The sequence below is a fragment of the Nocardioides sp. NPDC006273 genome, assembly GCF_040613495.1.
Lineage (GTDB): Bacteria > Actinomycetota > Actinomycetes > Propionibacteriales > Nocardioidaceae > Nocardioides.
The window spans coordinates 1-19446 of record NZ_JBEXSD010000065.1; the positions used below are offsets into that span (position 1 = coordinate 1).

Annotated in this window: 15 protein-coding genes, 1 pseudogene and 1 riboswitch; of the genes and pseudogenes, 7 read left to right on the top strand and 9 right to left on the bottom strand. The window is 69.0% G+C overall.

Annotated elements, in window-relative coordinates; genetic code table 11:
* Positions 1 to 101: pseudogene (locus tag ABZZ22_RS22680) on the top strand (30S ribosomal protein S3); the annotation flags it as partial.
* Positions 102 to 162: 61 nt separating this feature from the next.
* Here the strand turns inward: ABZZ22_RS22680 and ABZZ22_RS22685 are convergent.
* Positions 163 to 1944 carry a M23 family metallopeptidase gene (locus ABZZ22_RS22685; protein WP_354936266.1) on the bottom strand — a complete coding sequence of 594 codons (1782 nt, stop codon included), beginning with the start codon at positions 1942 to 1944 and terminating at the stop codon, positions 163 to 165.
* Positions 1945 to 2729: 785 nt separating this feature from the next.
* Here ABZZ22_RS22685 and sucC point away from each other — a divergent pair.
* On the top strand, positions 2730 to 3893 hold the full coding sequence (gene sucC / locus ABZZ22_RS22690) for an ADP-forming succinate--CoA ligase subunit beta (protein WP_354936269.1): 1164 nt from the start codon (positions 2730 to 2732) through the stop codon (positions 3891 to 3893).
* Positions 3894 to 3910: 17 nt separating this feature from the next.
* On the top strand, positions 3911 to 4807 hold the full coding sequence (sucD, locus tag ABZZ22_RS22695) for a succinate--CoA ligase subunit alpha (protein WP_183541567.1): 897 nt from the start codon (positions 3911 to 3913) through the stop codon (positions 4805 to 4807).
* 55 nt (positions 4808 to 4862) lie between these two features.
* Here the strand turns inward: sucD and ABZZ22_RS22700 are convergent, their stop codons facing one another.
* On the bottom strand, positions 4863 to 5699 hold the full coding sequence (locus ABZZ22_RS22700) for a helix-turn-helix transcriptional regulator (protein ID WP_354936272.1): 837 nt from the start codon (positions 5697 to 5699) through the stop codon (positions 4863 to 4865).
* A gap of 102 nt (positions 5700 to 5801) precedes the next feature.
* Between ABZZ22_RS22700 and ABZZ22_RS22705 the strand changes: the two genes are divergently transcribed.
* Positions 5802 to 6398: an NAD(P)H-dependent oxidoreductase gene (locus tag ABZZ22_RS22705; protein ID WP_354936274.1), complete on the top strand. Its 597-nt coding sequence runs from the start codon at positions 5802 to 5804 to the stop codon at positions 6396 to 6398.
* Between the two features lie 63 nt (positions 6399 to 6461).
* On the opposite strand, the gene ABZZ22_RS22710 is transcribed toward ABZZ22_RS22705, so the two are convergent.
* The 6 genes from ABZZ22_RS22710 to ABZZ22_RS22735 all read right to left on the bottom strand — a co-directional run bounded on the left by ABZZ22_RS22710 (position 6462) and on the right by ABZZ22_RS22735 (position 14066).
* Positions 6462 to 7838, bottom strand: a complete 1377-nt coding sequence (locus tag ABZZ22_RS22710; RefSeq protein WP_354936277.1) for a dicarboxylate/amino acid:cation symporter — start codon at positions 7836 to 7838, stop codon at positions 6462 to 6464.
* A 116-nt stretch (positions 7839 to 7954) separates the two neighbouring features.
* Positions 7955 to 9499 (bottom strand): hypothetical protein, encoded by a 1545-nt coding sequence (locus ABZZ22_RS22715; RefSeq protein ID WP_354936279.1) that lies wholly within the window; start codon positions 9497 to 9499, stop codon positions 7955 to 7957.
* A gap of 1 nt (position 9500) precedes the next feature.
* Positions 9501 to 10004 carry a SigE family RNA polymerase sigma factor gene (locus ABZZ22_RS22720; RefSeq protein WP_354936282.1) on the bottom strand — a complete coding sequence of 168 codons (504 nt, stop codon included), beginning with the start codon at positions 10002 to 10004 and terminating at the stop codon, positions 9501 to 9503.
* A 95-nt stretch (positions 10005 to 10099) separates the two neighbouring features.
* A complete protein-coding gene (locus ABZZ22_RS22725) occupies positions 10100 to 11611 on the bottom strand; it encodes a hypothetical protein (protein WP_354936285.1) in 1512 nt (503 codons plus the stop codon).
* 1 nt (position 11612) lies between these two features.
* Positions 11613 to 12116 (bottom strand): SigE family RNA polymerase sigma factor, encoded by a 504-nt coding sequence (locus tag ABZZ22_RS22730; protein ID WP_354936288.1) that lies wholly within the window; start codon positions 12114 to 12116, stop codon positions 11613 to 11615.
* Between the two features lie 111 nt (positions 12117 to 12227).
* On the bottom strand, positions 12228 to 14066 hold the full coding sequence (locus tag ABZZ22_RS22735) for a hypothetical protein (RefSeq protein WP_354936291.1): 1839 nt from the start codon (positions 14064 to 14066) through the stop codon (positions 12228 to 12230).
* Positions 14067 to 14207: 141 nt separating this feature from the next.
* Here ABZZ22_RS22735 and ABZZ22_RS22740 point away from each other — a divergent pair, with 141 nt between their 5' ends.
* Together ABZZ22_RS22740 and purN are read left to right on the top strand one after the other, a co-directional pair.
* Positions 14208 to 15470 (top strand): DUF6350 family protein, encoded by a 1263-nt coding sequence (locus tag ABZZ22_RS22740; RefSeq protein ID WP_354936294.1) that lies wholly within the window; start codon positions 14208 to 14210, stop codon positions 15468 to 15470.
* 10 nt (positions 15471 to 15480) lie between these two features.
* On the top strand, positions 15481 to 16092 hold the full coding sequence (gene purN / locus ABZZ22_RS22745) for a phosphoribosylglycinamide formyltransferase (protein WP_354936297.1): 612 nt from the start codon (positions 15481 to 15483) through the stop codon (positions 16090 to 16092).
* Positions 16093 to 16188: 96 nt separating this feature from the next.
* Here purN and ABZZ22_RS22750 read toward each other — a convergent pair whose 3' ends face one another.
* Positions 16189 to 17439, bottom strand: coding sequence for an ATP-binding protein (locus tag ABZZ22_RS22750; RefSeq protein ID WP_354936300.1), 1251 nt, complete (start codon positions 17437 to 17439; stop codon positions 16189 to 16191).
* A 162-nt stretch (positions 17440 to 17601) separates the two neighbouring features.
* A riboswitch (ZMP/ZTP riboswitch) is annotated at positions 17602 to 17693 on the top strand.
* A 30-nt stretch (positions 17694 to 17723) separates the two neighbouring features.
* On the opposite strand from ABZZ22_RS22750, the gene purH reads away from it, so the two are divergent.
* Positions 17724 to 19301: a bifunctional phosphoribosylaminoimidazolecarboxamide formyltransferase/IMP cyclohydrolase gene (gene purH / locus ABZZ22_RS22755; RefSeq protein ID WP_354936303.1), complete on the top strand. Its 1578-nt coding sequence runs from the start codon at positions 17724 to 17726 to the stop codon at positions 19299 to 19301.
* Positions 19302 to 19446 lie beyond the last annotated feature (145 nt).

A 19446-nucleotide genomic window follows, 5' to 3' on the forward strand; every position in this document is an offset into this window, starting at 1 on the left:
GCTTCTACGAGGCCCGCACGACCTTCGGCCGCATCGGCGTGAAGGTCTGGATCTACAAGGGCGAGGTCTCCGGCCAACACAGTCCCATCAGCGCTGAAGAGGACTGTGTTGGTCTCGACACGCTCGCTGGCGCTCGCGGCTCGACCAGCGGGCGTCCGCGCGTCAGCTCGGGTCTACGCCGTGCTCGTTGAGTGCGCTGTCGGGGTCGACGGCGTCACCACCACCGGGGCGGACCTCCAGGTGGAGGTGGTTGCCGGTGGAGTTACCGGTGGAGCCGACGTAGCCGATGACGTCACCGGGGGAGACGGTCTCGCCGACCTCGACGCCGTAGTCGCTCTGGTGGCAGTACCACAGCTCCGTACCGTCATCCATCGTGATCACCGTCTTGTTGCCGTAGGCGCCGTCGAAACCGGTGAAGGTGACGGTGCCGCGGGAGACGGAGTGGATGGGGGTGCCGTAGGAGGTGGCGAAGTCGAGCCCGGTGTGGGTGCTCGCCCAGTTGGCGCCGGAGGAGCCGAACGTGCCGGTGATCCGGTAGGTGCCGGCCGCGATCGGCAGCTCCCACATGTTGGACTTGAGGAACTTGTCCTGCTTGTCGGCCTGGACGTCGACGCCCTGGAGCGCCTTCTCACGGTCGCTCGCCGCGGTGTCGGCCTCGGAGCGCTCGTCGTTGCGGGACACGGTCGCGGAGCGGTCACCCACGACGACCATGTCGCTGTCGCCACCGAGCGCGGTGGCGCCGACGAGGCGTACGTCGTCGGCGGCGATCATCGTCGGGCCGCCGGTCAGCGCGATGCCACCGATGGCGGCGGCGAGGGCGGCAGCACCGGCGGTCAGCGGGACCGTCGGACGGCCACCTGCGGCCGCGGCGGTTGCGCGTCGGGTGCGCGGACGGGCGGGTCCGCCGATCCCGACCATGGTGCCGGTGGTCTCGACAGCCGGAAGGTCGTGCAGCTCGGGCCGGTAGGTCGCGATCTCGCTGATGCTCGGCAGGTCGATGCTGCCCGTGTCAGCGCGGAAGTAGGCCTCTGCCTGCTGCGAGTCGTGGCCGTAGGAGTAGTCGTCCTGGTAGAACGCCTCGTCGGCCTGCGGCTCTTCGTAGTAGGGCGCGTCGACGGTGTAGGTCTCGGCCGGGAGATCGATCGCCATCGAGTCGAAGTCGATCTGCTCAGGCAGCGACACCGGCGGGGCCGGGAACGTGGTCGTGTCGATCTTGAAGGAGGCCGGCGGTGCGTCGAACGCCTCCTGGAACCCACGGGGCTCCTTGGCCTCCGGGACCTCCGGCTCGTAGGACGGGGCGGCCGCCGGCGGGGCCGGGATATCGCGGGCCTCACGCACGGCGCGGACCTTGCCGGTCAACGGCGCGAACGTGTTGGCCATCCGCAGCGGCTTCGGGGTGTGCGTCGGCTCGGGGGCCTGGAAGGTCGGCTCGGGAACGACGGCGGCGACGGGTGCGACTGGAGCGACTGGAGCGGCCGGAGGCACCGGCACTGGAAGCACCGGCGCGGGAGCCGGAGTCGCCGCGATGCCGCGCGGCGGGGTCTTGGTCGAGACCGCCGCGCTCGACGGGCTCTTCACCGGTGCCGGCCTGGTCGGCTGGGTCAGGAACAAGGTGAGCTCGGAGGTCGTCATGCCACCCACGCCGAGGTCTTCGAGCACCTCGGGGGTCACCTTGTCCGGGTCGATGCCCATCGAGGAGAGCAGGTCGGACAGGACCGGGTCGATCTGGACGGCCCGGCGCTGCGGCGGCACGATCTGCCGAGGAGCAATCTTCGCGGGAGGCTGCGTCGGGAACGAGCTCGGGAACGAAGGTCCGCCGTCGCCCTCGACGAGAGCACGCAGCTCTCCTGTCGAGATGCGACCGTCGTCGCCGCCGTCACCAAGGGGGATCTCGGCACGGGGTGACCCGACGACCGGCAGCGTGCCGGTTTGCTCGAGGACCACGCGGTTGGGCCGGGCCTTGGCGACCGGCTCCTCAGGAGTCTCAGTGGCGGCGGATGGTTTCGCGGTCCCGACGGCGGGGGACGGCGCGGCGCGTCGCTTCCCGACGTAGGAGGTCGATCCGGTCGCTCGCGGGGCAGGCCTGGAGGCAGGGCTGTCGGTCGCCGGCGCTGCGCGCCGCTTCCCAACGTAGCTGCTGCTGCTCGTGGTTGCTCCGGGGGAAGGGGTGACCGAACGCGGACTGTCATTTGTGACGTCGGCTCGGTGGTTGCCCATCAGTTCATATCTCCGCTGTTCGGGGTTCAGACGGCGAGCCATGACTGTAACGGACCGGAGGGCGTGGTCAAGAAATGTGGGGCGCTCGTGTCGCTGATTTCACCTTCGGCAACCACGGATTCCGTCGCTGATCTGCGTGAATCCACCAGATCCGGAATCGGATTGCGGATTCTTCGTGTCTCGCGAAACGCGTGTCATCGGCCCATTTGGGCCCCCATACCGTGTCGAAATCAGCCGATTCGCGGGCAGAGGACCCCCTCGTACGTGGTCAAACGCGCCCCGCTACAGGGCGCTACGGGCTGTTACTCAACGTTGCCGATTTGTTGGTATATGTCCGGTGTGTCTGCTTGGCCGACCCCTAGTGGCGTACGTCACGTCGTGCCCCCTGGGCTCGTAACCCGACGTCAGCGGGGTCTATGGTGCTTGACGGACACATCTGAAGACGAGGGCGTCACCGCTGAATTCCCTGCGGAATGCCGCCCCGTACCGCAACATACAGACCAGGTGGATCAGTGGATCTCATGGAGTACCAGGCGAAGAAGCTCTTCGCCAAGCACGGCGTTGCCGTGACCGAAGGTGTCGTCGTCGAGACGGCTGAGGAAGCCAGGAAAGCCGCCGAGGAGATGGGCTTCTGCGTCGTCAAGGCGCAGGTCAAGGCCGGCGGCCGGGGCAAGGCCGGCGGCGTGAAGCTGGCCAAGACCGCCGATGAGGCGTTCGAGCACGCCTCGAACATCCTCGGCATGGAGATCAAGGGCCTGAAGGTCAACCGGGTGCTGATCGCTCCGGCGACCCCGCCGGTGGAGGAGTACTACTTCTCCTTCCTGCTGGACCGGTCGAACCGGCAGTACCTCTGCATCGCGTCCGTCGAGGGTGGTGTGGAGATCGAGGAGGTCGCCAAGACCAACCCCGACGCCGTGAAGAAGATCGGCATCGACCCCGGCACGGGTGTCGACGAGGCCAAGGCGCGCGAGATCGCGACCGAGTGCGGCTTCCCGGAGCCCGTCTTCGAGCAGGCTGTCTCGATGATCCAGAGCCTCTACACGGTGTTCACCGAGGAGGACGCGACGCTCGTCGAGGTCAACCCGCTGGCTCGCCTGGAGGGCGACAAGCTGGAGGCCCTGGACGGCAAGGTCTCGCTGGACGAGAACGCCTCCGAGGTTCGTCACGAGGACCACGAGCAGTTCGTCATCCGTGACGAGGAGGACCCGCTCGAGGCCAAGGCCAAGGACAAGGGCCTCAACTACGTCAAGCTCGACGGCCAGGTCGGCATCATCGGCAACGGCGCGGGTCTGGTCATGTCGACCCTCGACGTAGTCGCCTACGCCGGTGAGGAGCACGGCGGCGTGAAGCCTGCCAACTTCCTCGACATCGGTGGCGGCGCCAACGCGCAGGTCATGGCCGACGGTCTCGACGTCATCCTGAACGACGAGCAGGTCAAGTCCGTGTTCGTGAACGTCTTCGGTGGCATCACCGCCTGTGACGAGGTCGCCAAGGGCATCGTCGGCGCGCTGGACATCCTCGGCAACGAGGCCACCAAGCCGCTCGTCGTGCGTCTGGACGGCAACAACGTGGACCTGGGCCGCCAGATCCTCAGTGAGGCCAACCACCCGCTGGTCACCATCGTCGACACCATGGACGGCGGCGCCGACAAGGCCGCCGAGCTGGCCAACGCCTGAGGTCAGGAGAGAGAAACATGAGCATCTACCTCAACAAGGACAGCAAGGTCATCGTCCAGGGCATCACCGGCGGCATGGGTGCGAAGCACACCGCCCTGATGCTCGACTCGGGTGCCCAGATCGTCGGTGGTGTCAACGCCCGCAAGGCCGGCACCACGGTCACCCACAAGGACCACGAGGGTAACGACGTCACCCTCCCGGTCTTCGGCACCGTCGAGGAGGCGATGAAGGAGACCGGCGCCAACGTGTCTGTCCTCTTCGTGCCGCCGGCCTTCACCAAGGCCGCCGCGATCGAGGCCATCGACGCCGAGATGCCGCTGATCGTGGTCATCACCGAGGGCGTCCCGGTCCAGGACACCGCCGAGGTGTGGTCCTACCTGCAGGGCAAGGCCACTCGCATGATCGGCCCGAACTGCCCCGGCATCATCACGCCGGGCGAGTCGCTGGCCGGCATCACCCCGCACACCATCACGGGCAAGGGCCCGGTCGGTCTCGTCTCCAAGTCGGGCACGCTGACCTACCAGATGATGTACGAGCTGAAGGACTTCGGCTTCTCCACCGCCATCGGCATCGGGGGTGACCCCATCGTCGGCACCACCCACATCGACGCCCTCGAGGCGTTCGAGAAGGATGACGAGACCAAGGTCATCGTCATGATCGGTGAGATCGGTGGCGACGCCGAGGAGCGGGCCGCGGCCTACATCAAGGAGAACATCTCCAAGCCTGTCGTCGGCTACGTCGCCGGCTTCACGGCCCCGGAGGGTAAGACCATGGGTCACGCCGGTGCGATCGTGTCCGGCTCCGCCGGCACCGCGCAGGCGAAGAAGGAGGCCCTCGAGGCCGCCGGCGTCAAGGTCGGCAAGACCCCGTCGGAGACCGCTGCTCTCGCTCGCGAGATCCTGCAGTCCCTCTGACCTACGTCAGCTGAGTGCCCCGCGACCGGTTCGGTCGCGGGGCACTTTCGCGTCTCTAGACCGCTCGCAGAGCGCCCGAGCGGCGGCGCCGCATCGCGTCGAGCGAATCGGCGGTCGCCTCGTCGGCCGGAATCAGCACCAGGATCTGCTGGTTGTCGGCGGCCGGGAGCTCGAGCCCCTCGACATCGAAGCGCAGCTCGCCGGCGTCGGGATGGAGCCAGCGCCACACGCCGCCGTGCGGTGGGTCGTGGCGGTTCAGCCGGTCGGTGAACTCGGCTCCGACGTGCTCCGTCATCGCCTCGATCATCATGCGCGCAGCGACGGGGTTGGGCCCTCGGCAGAGGTTCGAGACGAGGTCGTCTGCCACCCTCTCCCAGTCGGGGAACGCCTCTCGGGCGCGTGGGTTGAGGAAGGCGTACATGGTGAGGTTGGGCTCCGTGTGGTCGAGGATCCCGAGGGGCCGGGCGAGGATGTCGAACGTGGAGGTGTGGGCGAGCAGGTCGCCGAGCCGGTTGGTGAGCACGGCAAGCCCAGGCTCGAACTGCTCCACCAGCGCGCGTGCGCCGGGGCGTACGTCGCGGCCGGAGGAGAACGGCCCGAGGCACTGGCCGCCGGAGGCCATCGCGAGGGTGCGCAGGTGCTCGTGGGTGGCGGCGTCGAAGCGGAGCGCGTCACCGATTGCCCGCAGGATCTGGGGCGAGGGGTGGCGGTCGCGGCCCTGCTCGATCCGGACCAGGTATTCGACGCTGATGCCGGCCAGCGTGGCCAGCTCGGACCGCCGTAGACCGGGGGCTCGGCGGCGTACGCCTTCCGGGAGACCGACGCTCTCCGGCGTGGTCTGGTCGCGGCGGTCCCGGATGAACGAGCCGAGGGCTCCCGCGTTGGCTGGCATGCTGCCAAGCGTACGGCGCGGGCGGACGGTGATGGTGGCCCTGCTGGGGCCAGCCTCGGCTCGGCCTCCCGCCCGCCGCTGATCCGGGCAAACCTGGACGGCATGAACACACCACTACGTATCGCAGTCATCACCGCCAGCGTCCGCGAAGGCCGAGGGGGTCCGATCTTCGGCTCCTGGATGGCCGAGCAGGCCGAGGCGTACGGCGGTCTCGATATCGACCTGGTCGACCTGGCCGACCACGACATCCCGTTGTCCCTGCCCGCCGAGTCACCGAAGGCGGCCGGCGACGACTATCGCCGGCCCCACGGCCAGCGTGGCCTCACCGAAGCCCTCGAGGCCGCCGACGGCTTCGTCATCGTCACGCCCGAGTACAACCACAGCTACCCGGCCTCGTTGAAGTCGGCACTGGACTGGCACTTCATCCAGTGGCAGGCCAAACCGGTCGCCTTGGTCTCCTACGGCGGTGACAGCGGTGGCCGCCACGCGGCCCTGCACCTGGAGAACGTGCTGACCGAGCTGCACGCCCACCCGATCCAGGCCCGCCTCGCCTTCCCGCGCTACTGGGAGCGCCTCGACGAGGACGGCCGGCCGAACGACCCGGAGTCCGCCGTCTACGCCAAGGCGATGCTCGCCCAGCTCACCTGGTGGGCTGAGGCACTGCGCGTCGCGCGCGGCGAGGCGCCCTACCCCGGATGAGACGGCAGCGCCCTGGCAGCCGGTGGCTGTCAGGGGCGCTCGTCCGCGTACGTCCGGGAGACCTCAGGCGGGGACCGTCTCCTTGGCGGGCTCGTCGTCGGTCAGCAGACCCTCCGCGGAGGCGGAGCGGTAGCGGTCGACGTCGAGGATGCCCTCACGCTTGGCCACGATCGTCGGCACCAGTGCCTGTCCGGCGACGTTGACCGCGGTGCGGCCCATGTCGAGGATCGGGTCGATCGCGAGCAGCAGGCCGACACCGGCCAGCGGCAGGCCGAGGGTCGAGAGGGTGAGGGTCAGCATCACGACGGCACCGGTGAGACCGGCGGTCGCGGCCGAGCCGACGACCGAGACGAAGGCGATCAGCAGGTAGTCGGTGAGGCCCAGGTCGATCCCGAAGATCTGGGCGACGAAGATCGCCGAGATCGCCGGGTAGATCGATGCGCAGCCGTCCATCTTCGTGGTCGAGCCCAGCGGGACCGCGAAGGAGGCGTACTCCTGGGGGACACCGAGGTTCTTGACGGTCACCTGCTCGGTCACCGGCATCGTGCCCACCGAGGAGCGCGAGACGAAGGCGAGCTGGATCGCCGGCCAGGCACCGCGGAAGTACGCCAGCGGGTTGAGGCCGTTGACCCGCAGCAGCGTCGGGTAGACGACGAACAGGACCAGCGCCAGACCGACGTAGACGGCCACCGCGAACCAGGCCAGCGAGCTCAGCGAGTCCCAGCCGTAGGAGGCTACTGCGTTGCCGATCAGGCCGAGGGTGCCGATCGGGGCCAGCCGGATGATCCACCACAGCACCTTCTGCACGATCGCGAGGAAGGAGCGGTTGAAGGCGAGGAACGGCTCGGCCTTCTCCCCGGTCTTGAGCGCCGCGATGCCGATCGCGAGGGCCACCACGAGCACCTGGAGGACGTTGAAGCTCAGTGCCGTCTCCGCGATCGGGCTCCCGCCGACCTGCTCAACGCTGGTCGACGCGTCGAGGCCGAGGAAGTTGCCGGGGATCAGACCCTGGAGGAAGTCGAGCCACGAGGCCGACGCCCCGGTCTCGGCAGCGTCAGAGGTGCTGACCGCGGTGTTGGTGCCGGGTCGGAAGAGCAGCCCCAGGCCGATGCCGATCACGACCGAGATCCCCGCCGTGATCGCGAACCACAGCAGCGTCTGCCCCGCGAGCCGGGCCGCGTTGCTGACCGTACGCAGGTTGGCGATCGAGGCGATGATGGCGGTGAAGATCAGCGGTACGACGACGGCCTTGAGCAGCGAGACGAACGAGTTGCCGATCGTGGACAGGGTCGTCGTCAGCCAGTTGGCCTCGTCTCCGGCGCCGGGGCCGATCGCTCGCGCGACCGCGCCGAGCGCGACGCCGAGGACGAGGCCCAGGATGATCTGGACCGAGAAGGACGGGAGCGGCAGTCGCCGTCGGGCGGTGGGGGTGGTGGACACGAGAGGGCTTCTCCTGGTCGGCGCGGTTCGGGGCTCTGCTGGGTTCGAACGCCCTGACCCATACGTGTCTTCCCCGGGTGCGCGCGGTGTGACCGGAGTCTCGCCCGAACTCTGACTCAGCGGAGGTCGCTGATGCCGGCTGTCACCGCCGCCTTCTCGATCCCGAGGATCCGGCCAGGCCAGGAGTCGGGCTGGTCAGGTTGGTAGCACGGGTCTTCTCTGTCGCCGGTGCTCGGCGGACACGGTCCGGCGAGCTCGGCATATCCGACCAGGACGATCCGGTTCTCGTGCTGCGCGACCAGTTCGGTCTCGAACCAAATGCTGTCGCCACCCTCCCCGCCCGGATAGGTCGCCTGTGAGCGCGCCGCGCGCTTCGGCCCGGCATCGAGGTCGGCACTGACATCGGTGGGCAGCGAGGTGACGTCCGGGTCGGCGCCCAGCTTGTCGGCGGGGCAGACCTCCTGCCACTCCATGACCTCGTTGTACGCCGCGCCGGCGGCGTTCACGTCGGCGAACCCCAGCACGGCCACGTGAACCTGGCCGACCTCGTTCCCCTCGCTGTCGACGGTGTGGAAGTCGCGGGTGCGCTTCTCGGCCGGGTCCAGCGTGTTGAGCCAGCCCTTCTGGCAGGCAAGGGTCGGGATGTCGGATGCCGGTGTGTAGGCCTCCCAGGTCGGCCCGGAGCCGAACCGGTCGAGCCGCGGCAGGGCCTCGGCAGCCGGCAGGTTGGCATCGCTCAGCCCCTGTCCTGCCGCGGGCGTGCTCGGCGGGGAGCCACCGGTCGGCTCGCCGGCGAGCCGGCGAGCCGCGACCGGCAGCAGGTCGCCGACGGTCGAGGAGGCGTCGTCGGTGTTGGGCCGGGTGGCCAGGTCGGCGACGATCGCGACCCGGTCGCCCGAGACGATGATGCCGACGTCGAAGACCCAGGAGTAGCCGGACGCGGTGTCGTACTGGGTCCCGGGCTCGGCCGTCGTCGGGCCGTAACCGGCGCCCCCGAGCTCGGCAGCGCCGGTCACCGGGATCTGGACCGCCTGCCAGGGACGCTCGTCGAACTGATCGGCCCCGTCGGGCGAGCACTCGGCGAGCTTCGCCTTGACTCGGTCGTACGCCGCCTGTGCCTTTCCGGGCTCGAACTGGGCGACGGCCTCGGAGAAGTACCTGTCAGCGTCGCCGTCGCCGCCCTCGGCGGCTGAGAAGCCGTAGGCATAGCCGAGCGCGTCCGAGGTGCCGGAGAGAGCCGAGGAGAGGTCGCAGGGGATCTCGCCGACGCCGGCTGCCTTGAGGTAGGAGGTCGCATCGCCGGCCACGGTCAGCCCCGGGCCGACAACGGTTCCGATGTCCGAGGTGGTGAGGAGGTTTGCCTCGGTCAACCGGCCAGTCGGCGCGTTCGAGGAGGGGGACGAGGTCGGCGAAGGCGTCGGAGAGTCGGTGACCGACGGGCCTGGAGGGGCGGGGTCGATCGCCTTGTCGCCGATTCCGGCGGAGAGGAAGATGACCGGACCGGCGACGACGGCGGCCACGGCGGCGGCCCCGGCGGCGACGACCGCGCGGCGGCGTCGCCGGATCTGGTCACCCCGCTGGCGTACCTCGGCCGCGGACTTCATCGGTGCCCCGTGGGCATCGGCGCGGAACTGGTCCAGACGCGAGATCGGATCACTCATCTCAGGCCTCCTTCCAGACGGCGCCGGGATCGTCCTCGGCGAGCAGTTCCGCGAGGGCGGCTCGCCCTCGGGACAGGCGGGCTTTGATGGTGCCGGTCGGGGCGCCGACCTCGGCGGCCACCTGGTGGACCGGCAGGTCGGCGATGTGGTGCAGGACGATGGCCTGGCGCTGGGCCTCGGGGAGCTGCTTGAGCGCGGCGACGAGAGCAACGTGGGTCTCGTCGACGGCAGGCATCTCCGTGCGGACACCGACAGCCCGGTCGGTGGCGCGTCGTGCGTACTTCTTGCGACGCCAGCGTCCCACGGCGAGGCGGTAGGCGGTGGTGCGCACCCAGGCTTCGGGGTAGTCGACCGAGGACATCTTGCGTCGGTGTGCCCAGGCGCGGGCGAAGGCTTCCTGGACGCACTCGGCGGCCTCGTCGAAGTCGCCGATCATGGCGTACACCTGAGCGCACACGCGGCGGTACGACGCGTTGTACAGCGCGTCGAACTCGTCCTCGTCCATCGTCTTGCCTTCCCGGCTGGCTTTCCCCGACCCCTGCAGGAGCGTCAGTGTCGCGGGTTGATACGTGCGAGTGTCAACTTCGGTTGCAGAAACGATCATCTGGCGGAGAGCCGATCGGCCGCGGCGGGGAGCATCTGCCGCACCGGAGTACCGCCATCCTCTGCCGGCCAGTTGTAGTCCTGTCCGCTGATCAGCTGGCTGAGGACGGCGATCCGGGTGCCGCTGAGGACGACGCCCATCTCCAGGAACCACCCGTCGTCCTCGCGGCCGGCGGGGTCGTACTGCGTCCCGGGGGTGGCCGTGATCGGGCCGTAGCTGGCGAGTCCGGTCACGCCCTCGGCCTGCGCCGACATCGGCACGTTCTCGAACGGGTTGGACTTGAAGCTGTCCGAGCCCTCCGGGCGACAACCGTCGAACCAGGTGAGCACGTCCTCGTACGCGGCCTGAGCCTCCTCCTTGGTCGCGAACTCGGCGATGGTCTCGTCGAGGTACGCGTCGGCGTTGGAGTCGCCGCCCTCGGAGGTCTCGAGGCCGAAGCTCCGCTGCATGGTTGCGGTGGCTCCGCGGGCCTTCATGGTGCCCTGCCAGCAGGCGTTGGCTCTAGGCGTGGTCTCACGTGAGGTCGTCGAGCCGGAGCTCTCCACCCAGTCCAGCGCTCCGCCGTTGGGGTAGATCGCGTCCTCCCCGGTGAGCAGGTTGCGTGCCGAGAGGGTCGGCTCCGGAGCCTTGGTGGTCGCCGGCGCCGAGGCGGGCGGCTTCGAGGAGGTCTCTGCCGGACTCTTCGCGCCGACCATCCGGTGGGCGGCGTTGACGGCGGAGGTCTGCAGGTCCGTGGGCTCGACATAGTCCTGGACACCGCGCTTGCGCGTCATCACCAGGACCCGGTCCTCGGCGGAGACCACGGCCGTCGCGACCTCCCAGCGAGCGTTCATGTCTGGGTCGTCGGGCCGGTAGGTGACGACGTCGACGTTGCCGCCCGAGATGACGCCGCCCGCGACGGGGAGGTAGCCCGCGATCTCCGCGTCGAGCGAGGAGCACGAGGTCGCCGCATCGGTGAGCTCCTGGCGTACTTTCTCGGCCTCGGCCGGCGACGGAAACTCCGCGACGACGGCGCGCAGCGTGCCGGCTGAGGCGGTGAGTTCGCTCCCGCGCTGGGGGACGAAGTCGCGCCGGACGCTCGCCAGGGCACCGAGATCTGCCAATGACGTGGTCAGGCACTCGTTGTAGTCGGACCCGCCCTCCCCGTCGTAGGTCTGCTGCTGGGTCCACGGCGGAAACGGGTCGTCGGCGACCAGGTCGGCCTCGGTCGGCAGGTTGGCTCGGGTGAGGTCTGACGGCGAGGCCGAGCCCGAAGGGCTGGGTGTGGTGCTCGGGGTCTGGCTCGGAACAGGCGGCGCGGGATCGATGGCCTTGTCGCCGAGTCCGGTGGAGACGAAGATGATCGGCCCGGCGACGATGGCAGCCACGGCGGCGGCGCCTGCGACGAGGACCGCACGACGGCGGCGCCGGATCTGGTCACCCCGTTGGCGTACCTCGGCTGCGGACTTCATCGGTGCTCCAGGGGTATCGGCGCGGAACTGGTCCAGACGCGAGAGTGGGTCACTCATCTCAGGCCTCCTTCCAGACAGCGCCGGGCTTCTCGTCAGCGAGCAGTTCCGCCAGAGCGGCTCGTCCCCGAGCCAGGCGGGCTTTGATGGTGCCGGTGGGGGCGCCGACCTCGGCAGCCACCTGGTGGACCGGTAGATCGGCGATGTGGTGCAGGACGATGGCCTGGCGCTGCGCCTCGGGCAGCTGCTTGAGGGCGGCGACGAGAGCCACGTGGGTCTCGTCGACCGGGGGCATCTCCATCTTGACGCCGACAGCTCTGTCGGCGGCCCGGCCGGCGTACTTCTTCCGGCGCCAGCGGCCCACCGCGAGACGGTAGGCGGTCGTGCGCACCCATGCCTCGGGGTAGTCGACCGAGGACATCTTGCGTCGGTGCGCCCAGGCGCGGGCGAAGGCTTCCTGGACGCACTCGGCGGCCTCGTCGAAGTCGCCGATCATGGCGTACACCTGAGCGCACACGCGGCGGTACGACGCGTTGTACAGCGCGTCGAACTCGTCCTCGTCCATCGCAGCCTCCCGGCCCGGCTTCCTCAACCTGGCCCTGTGCCAGTCTCACCGGTTCAGACGCGCGGGCGGCAACCCCGGTTGCATCCGGAGCAAGAAACTCTCAGTGGGGGCTCAGAGGTAGTCGAGCCGGTACGCAGCGCGCTTGGCGAGCGCGACGAAGTCGGACTTGCCGATGGCGGCGGCGCCGTCGGGTACGAAGCTCATCTGGGCGACGTTGGCGCCTCGGCGGATCGCGGCCATCCGGTAGAGGACCGAGGAGTTCTCGAGCTCCACCCGGATGTCCCAGACCATGATCGCGCCGTCCTTGATCGGCTCGGTCGCGATCTGCGTGACGTGGCTGCCGAGCTGCTTGTCGCTGCACTTGTTCAGCCGGGTCTTGATCGCGCCGTTGAACGCCTGTGCCTCCTTGGCGGAGCCGAACTTGCCGACGGTCTCGGTGAGCCCGAAGGTCTTGGCGAGCTTCTTCTTGGTCTCTGGGATCACGAAAGAGCGGGTCTGTGCCCCGGACATGCCCTTGACGTTGAACTGGGTGTTGTCGCAGCGGGTCTGCGCCGGGTTGGTCTTGGCCGGCTTCGCCTCGGTGCCCTCCCACGGGTCGCCGATGGTGTTGACCGGGGGCAGGTCGGTCTCGTTGATCAGCCCGGGCGCCTCGCCCGTGGCGAACGGGACCACGGTCTCCCGCGGCCGCTTGGTCTCCACGCACGCACCCGCGTCCGGCATCGAGCAGAGGTTGTGGAGGGCGCTGCCGAGCATGGTCGAGGTCTTGGCCGCGGTCGTGCTGGACTTGCCGTCGACCTTCACGGTGACCGCGGCGGTGTGCCTACCGGTGCGAGCGACCCCGTAGGCCACCGCCCGGTTGTTCTCCCAGTCGCGGTAGCTGAAGAGCATCGCCTCGTCGCCGATGCCCTTCACCGACTCGGTGAACATCAGCTGGTAGCGGGGCTCGGCACACGCTGCGTACCACCCCTGCATCTTCTTGTACGCCGCACCCGCAGCCTTCGCGTCGACGGACGACTCGATCGTGGTGCCGGCGGTGGTCGCCTTCGGCTTGGCGGCGAAGGTGCGCGCCAGGCTCGCCACCGGCCGCTCGTCGGCCGAGGGCTCGATCTGGCAGGGGATGGTGAGGCCGGTGCCCTCGAGGTTGTCGGAGGAGATGTCGACGGCCCAGGAGCCGCCGTAGATCTTCGCCACGTCCTCCTCGGTCATCAGGTCCTTGGCGGTCAGCTTCTTGCCGGGGATCTCGCTCGGCTCGACCTCGAACTCCTCGGCGGCCGACTTCATCGAGAGCGTGTTGAGCCGGGGCGCGGTCTCGGCGTCCTGGGTGACGAAGAAGCCGGTGCCGACCAGGGCGGCGATGGCCGCTGCGGCGCCGATGGCGGTGTGCACCCGGCGGCGCACCGCGCCGGCGGAGGTGATCGTCGCGGTCTTCGGCCAGGGCTGCTCGGTGAGCACGTCGACAAGCGGGTCGAAGATGGTCTGCAGCTGCTCCGGGGCGATCCCGAGCTGGTCGCAGATGGCGGCGTTGGCGCCCTGCAGGTCGGTCTCGGTGCGGCTGATCGGGGTGCTGACCTCGCGGGCCAGCTGGGCGAGGTCGACGCTGGTGAGATGGCCCAGCAGGAAGACCTTGCGGTCGTGGAGCGGCAGGCTGCGCAGCGCGGAGAGGGTGCTGCGGGCCTCCGGCGCGATCGTCTCGTCGCGGTGGAGCAGCGGCACCGAGTGGTTGCGGATCGCCTTGGACCACGCGATCGGCCGGACCCAGTCCTCGCGCTCGAAGTCGTCCATCGGCTTCACCTTGCGCCAGTGGTGCCAGGTGATGACCATCGCGCCCCGGACGGCGCTCTTGGCAGCCTCCAGGTCCCCGGTCAGCGACCAGGTTTGGAGCAGGAGGCGTCCGCGGACGTCCTGATAGAACGCCTCGAAGGTCTCGTGGTCTGCCGTGGTCATGCCCATGTCAGCGGTCAACTCTAGGTGATTCGGTCGAATGAACGGCAATGGTCGCTGATGCACAGGTGGGTATCAGGGGTGCACAAGACCTCATCGGGCGGCGCGTCGCCCGGATCGAGGCCCTCGGGATTGGGAGGATGAGTGGCGATGTCGTCCCTGCTGCCTCCACGCACCCCTGACCGCGGGCGAGTCGCGGACGATCTCCACGATCTCCGCCACCGCCGTCCGCTGGTCGCGGTCGCCCTGCTGGGCGGCATCGGCACTGCCGCCGCCACTCTGGTGGTCTGCCTGGCGATCGGCATCCTCGGCTGGTTCATCAGCGACATGGGTGCTCACGGCGAGCCCTCGGACGCCCTGCGTGTCGCCGCGCTCGGCTGGCTGCTCGGCCACGGCTCGGGGGTCCTCGTCTCCGGAGTCGCGGTCACTCTCGTCCCGCTCGGCTTGACCCTCGTGCTCGCCTGGGCCATGTGGCAGGTCGCGATCCGGGTCGGCGACTCGGTATCGCTGCACGGTCCAGACGCCAACGCCCTCGCCGACGGTGAACGCGACCTGACCGTCCCCGTCGTGGCCGGACTCTTCACGCTCGGCTACGCGGCCACCGCGGTCACGACTGCGATCGTCGCCGGCACGCCGGAGACCGCGCCGAGCATCCTCGGCGTGTTCGCATGGTCGGTCGGGCTCTGCCTCGTCGTGGCCCTGCCCGCGATCTCGGTCGGCTCCGGCCGTGCGGCGTTGTGGATCACCCTGCTGCCGCGCGCGGCAGTGGATGTCCTGGTGATGGTCAGGTCGATCCTGGTCTGGTGGTTCGCGGTCAGCACCCTGCTCTTCTTCGCGGCCCTCTTCGCCGACTTCACCACCTCGATCAACGTCGTCTCCCAGCTCCACCTCGACGTCGGCGGGATCATCCTTTACTCCCTGCTCGCCGTCCTGGTGCTCCCCAACGCCGTGCTCTTCTCCAGCTCGTACGCCCTGGGCCCGGGATTCTCGGTCGGTGTCGGAACGACCGTCACCCCGACCGCCGTGACCCTCGGGCCGCTGCCGATGTTCCCGATGCTCGCCGCGCTGCCCGACAACGGCGCCCCGCCTGCCTGGGCTGCCGCGGTGATGGCGCTGGGGCCGCTGACCGCCTTCTGGGCTGTGTGTCGCGTCCAGCGCCGCCGGCCGACCCTGCGCTGGTCCGAGGGCGCGCTCCGCGGTGTCAGCGCCGGTGTCGTCGCCGGCCTTCTCCTCGCTGTCCTGTCCGGCGTCGCGGGCGGCGCGGTCGGCCCCGGCCGCATGCTCGACGTCGGGCCGAACGCCGGGCAGGTGCTCGTCAACGCCATCGCCTTCTTCGGTCTCGCCGGCCTCCTCGCCGGGCTCATGATGACCTGGTGGCACCGGCGTTCTCTCCCCGCCGACGCATCCGCCTAGAGTTCGCAGCGTGGCTCTTCGTCTTGTCGTCCTCGTGTCCGGGTCGGGCACCAACCTCCAAGCCCTGCTGGATGCCTGCGCGTCCTCGGAATACGGGGCAGAGGTGGTCGCAGTCGGCGCCGACCGCGACGGGATCCAGGGGCTGACCCGGGCGACCGACGCCGGGATCCCGACCTTCGTGCACAAGGTCAAGGACTACGAGTCGCGCGAGGAGTGGGACGCTGCCCTGGCGGAGTCGGTGGCTGCGTACGAGCCGGATCTGGTGGTCTCTGCGGGGTTCATGAAGTTGGTGGGGGCTTCCTTCCTGGAGCGGTTCGGGGGGAAGACGCTCAACACGCATCCGGCGCTGCTGCCGAGCTTCCCCGGGATGCACGGTGCGCGGGACGCGCTGGAGTACGGGGTGAAGGTCACCGGGGCGACGCTCTTCATCGTCGACGCCGGGGTCGACACCGGGATGATCATGGCCCAGGTGACGGTGCCCGTGGCGGACGACGACACCGAGGAGACGCTGCACGAGCGGATCAAGGTCGTCGAGCGTTCGATGCTGGTCGGGTCCGTCGGCCGGATCGCCCGGGAGGGCTACACCGTCGACGGTCGGCGAGTTCGGTTCGGGCGCGCCTGACGGACTGGCGCAGGTGGGGACCACGCAATCTGACCGACGTCGTTGGCGATGATCCACTGGAAGTGCTGTTGCAGGTCAAGTTGTGAGGTGGCAGGTTCATGCCTCCCAGAGGATGTCCAGCGGCACGGCTGCGATCCTGTCGCCGAACGGTGTTGCGGTCAGCGCCGTGTTGAGGATGAGTCCGCCGACGAATCGGCTGCCCAGCTTGTCGCGGAGCTGGCTGAGCCACTTGTTGTCGCTGCGCCCTACCCGTGAGGTGGCTTTGACCTCGAGCCCGGCGACGCGTCCGTCGGGTGTTTCCAGGATCAGGTCGACTTCGCTGCCTGTGCGGTCGCGGAAGTGGCTGATTTGGACGCTCTCGTCGGCCCACGCCAACTGCCGGCGCAGTTCGCTGGCGACGAACCCCTCGAGGAGATGGCCAGCGGTTTCGCCGTAGGCGTTGGGGCCGGCGCCAACTGCTGAGATGTTCAGGAGTCGCGCCGCCAGTCCGGTGTCAAGCAGCGACGCCTTTGGGCGGGACACGGCACGCTTGGTCAGATTGGTCGACCATGCTGGGATCCGTTGGACAAGGTAGAGCGTCTCGAGAAGGCCGACTAGCCGTTGAAGGGTGCTCACGGGTATACCAGTCTCCGAGGAGACGTCGGTTGCGTTGAACTCGTCGCTGTTGCGCGTCGCAAGGATTCGGAGCACGAGGGGGAGATCAGCGATGCGTTGCATACTGCTGATGTCGGGAGCGTCGCGCTCGATGATGCGTTGCAGGTAGTTGTCGAGCCACTCGTTGCGGCGGCGTCCGGGGGTGCGCGCCAGTGCTTCGGGGTAGCCGCCGGCGAGGGCCCGTTCGAGGTAGTCGTGGCGAACGAGTTCGCTGTCATGATTGGTGAACACCTCGCCGGAGAAGAGACGGTCGATGAATGCTTCGCGTCGCCCGACGATCTCGCCTTGGCTGAAGCCATGCAGTTCGATGCTCTCGGCCCGGCCCGCGAGACTGTCTTGAGCTGCGGGCAGGCGTAGGAGATCGGCCGATCCTGTCACGAGGAACCGGCCCGGCCGAGGGTCACGGTCCACGACAAGTTTCAGAGCGAGGACGAGTTCGGGAACGCGTTGGACCTCATCGACGGCCAGCAGGCCATCGGGGTTCTGCATGAGGAAGCCCACAGGATCGGCTTGGGCACTCGCCCTTGTCGGCTCGTCGTCGAACGTCACCAGCCTTCCCCCGAGTTCGTCGACTACGTCGCGGATCAAGGTCGTCTTGCCGACTTGGCGAGCGCCTTGGACCACGACGACGCGAGTGTCCTGGAGCGCCTCGATGACCCGAGGTCTCACGTGCCGGTCGATGGTGTGTGCCATGAGCACAGCCTATGGCGCGATGGTGGTTTCGCAATGGTCTGGTGGTGGATTCGCAGGACCTGCATGGTGGATTCGCAGAAGCATGTTGGTGGCCAGCACGTCTTGGGAACCTCCGGGGCGGAAAGTTGGCGAGTTCGGTCCGGGCGCGGCTGACGGTTAGAGTGACGAGCACACGACTGGCGCAGGTGGGGGACCACCGGGGAGTGTGACCCGAGAAATTGGGTCGAGTGGCATCGACCGCCTGGGTGCCCTCATCGATTCCGTTGACCGATGAGGAGAGTGCTGTGCTCGATCAGATCACCATCAAGCGGGCCCTGGTGTCCGTCTACGACAAGACCGGTCTCGAGGACCTGGTCCGCGGGCTCCATGACGCCGGCGTCGAGCTCGTCTCGACCGGTGGCTCAGCCGCGCTGATCGAGAAGCTGGGCCTGCCGGTCACCAAGGTCGAGGACCTGACCGGCTTCCCCGAGTGCCTCGACGGCCGCGTGAAGACGCTGCACCCGCGCGTGCACGCCGGCATCCTGGCCGACCGCCGCCTCGACTCCCACGTCGAGCAGCTCAAGGAGCTCGAGGTCGAGCCCTTCGACCTGGTCGTCTCCAACCTCTACCCGTTCGTGCAGACCGTCGCCTCCGGCGCCGGCCCGGACGAGGTCGTCGAGCAGATCGACATCGGCGGGCCCTCGATGGTCCGGGCCGCCGCCAAGAACCACCCCTCCGTCGCGATCGTGACCTCGCCGGAGCAGTACGCCGACACCCTCGCTGCTGCCGCCGCGGGTGGGTTCACCTACGATCAGCGCAAGGCGCTCGCCGCGGCCGCGTTCGTCCACACCGCGACGTACGACGTGGCCGTCGCCTCCTGGATGGGCTCCGTGCTCACCGACACCTCCGATGGCACCGGCTTCCCGGCCTGGGTCGGCGGGACGTACGAGAGGTCGAGCGTTCTTCGCTACGGCGAGAACCCGCACCAGAAGGCGGCGCTCTACCTGAACGGTCATGGACCGGCCGGGCTGGCCAGCGCGGAGCAGCTCCACGGCAAGGAGATGTCCTACAACAACTACACCGACACCGACGCCGCCCGACGCGCCGCCAACGACTTCGCCGAGCCGGCCGTCGCGATCATCAAGCACGCCAACCCGTGTGGTCTGGCCGTCGGTGAGGACATCGCCGAGGCACACCGTCGCGCCCACGCCTGCGACCCGGTGTCCGCCTTCGGTGGCGTGATCGCCGCCAACCGCCCGGTCTCGGTCGAGATGGCCAGGCAGGTCGCCGACGTCTTCACCGAGGTCATCGTGGCTCCGGGCTACGAGGACGGCGCCGTCGAGATCCTGCAGGCCAAGAAGAACATCCGGATCCTGGTGGCAGCCGCCGACGAGAGCGCCGCGGTCGAGACCCGGCCGATCTCCGGTGGCCTGCTCATGCAGCAGGTCGACCACGTCGACGCCGAGGGTGACGACCCGGCCTCGTGGACGCTGGCCACGGGTGAGGCCGCCGACGAGGCCACCCTGGCCGACCTGGCCTTCGCCTGGAAGGCCTGCCGCTCGGCGAAGTCCAACGCCATCCTGCTCGCCTCAGACGGCGCCTCGGTCGGCATCGGGATGGGCCAGGTCAACCGGGTCGACTCCTGCCGTCTGGCGGTGGAGCGGGCCAACACCCTCGCCGAGGGCGCTGAGCGTGCCCGCGGGGCCGTCGCAGCCTCCGACGCCTTCTTCCCCTTCGAGGACGGCCCACAGATCCTGATCGACGCCGGCGTCAAGGCGATCGTCCAGCCCGGCGGCTCGATCCGTGACGAGCTCACCATCAAGGCCTGCGAGGCGGCCGGGGTGACGATGTACTTCACCGGCACGCGACACTTCGCCCACTGACGCACCAGCGCCGAGTCGGCTCGTTCTAACGCGCCGGCTCGGCGCGAGATCGTGTCAGAACGCGCCGACTCGGCCTGCGATCTGGTCAGGATGCGCCGGGTCGGCGTCGCGTACAAGGAATACAGAGACTCGAGTGACAGGATTG

What these genes read in the sequence shown, in the direction of transcription:
- sucD (WP_183541567.1), top strand. Translation starts at nt 3,911, where the DNA reads ATGAGCATCTACCTCAACAAGGACAGCAAGGTCATCGTCCAGGGCATC.
- ABZZ22_RS22700 (WP_354936272.1), bottom strand. Translation starts at nt 5,699, where the DNA reads ATGCCAGCCAACGCGGGAGCCCTCGGCTCGTTCATCCGGGACCGCCGC.
- ABZZ22_RS22705 (WP_354936274.1), top strand. Translation starts at nt 5,802, where the DNA reads ATGAACACACCACTACGTATCGCAGTCATCACCGCCAGCGTCCGCGAA.
- ABZZ22_RS22715 (WP_354936279.1), bottom strand. Translation starts at nt 9,499, where the DNA reads ATGAGTGATCCGATCTCGCGTCTGGACCAGTTCCGCGCCGATGCCCAC.
- ABZZ22_RS22720 (WP_354936282.1), bottom strand. Translation starts at nt 10,004, where the DNA reads ATGGACGAGGACGAGTTCGACGCGCTGTACAACGCGTCGTACCGCCGC.
- ABZZ22_RS22725 (WP_354936285.1), bottom strand. Translation starts at nt 11,611, where the DNA reads ATGAGTGACCCACTCTCGCGTCTGGACCAGTTCCGCGCCGATACCCCT.
- ABZZ22_RS22730 (WP_354936288.1), bottom strand. Translation starts at nt 12,116, where the DNA reads ATGGACGAGGACGAGTTCGACGCGCTGTACAACGCGTCGTACCGCCGC.
- ABZZ22_RS22735 (WP_354936291.1), bottom strand. Translation starts at nt 14,066, where the DNA reads ATGGGCATGACCACGGCAGACCACGAGACCTTCGAGGCGTTCTATCAG.
- ABZZ22_RS22740 (WP_354936294.1), top strand. Translation starts at nt 14,208, where the DNA reads ATGTCGTCCCTGCTGCCTCCACGCACCCCTGACCGCGGGCGAGTCGCG.
- ABZZ22_RS22750 (WP_354936300.1), bottom strand. Translation starts at nt 17,439, where the DNA reads ATGGCACACACCATCGACCGGCACGTGAGACCTCGGGTCATCGAGGCG.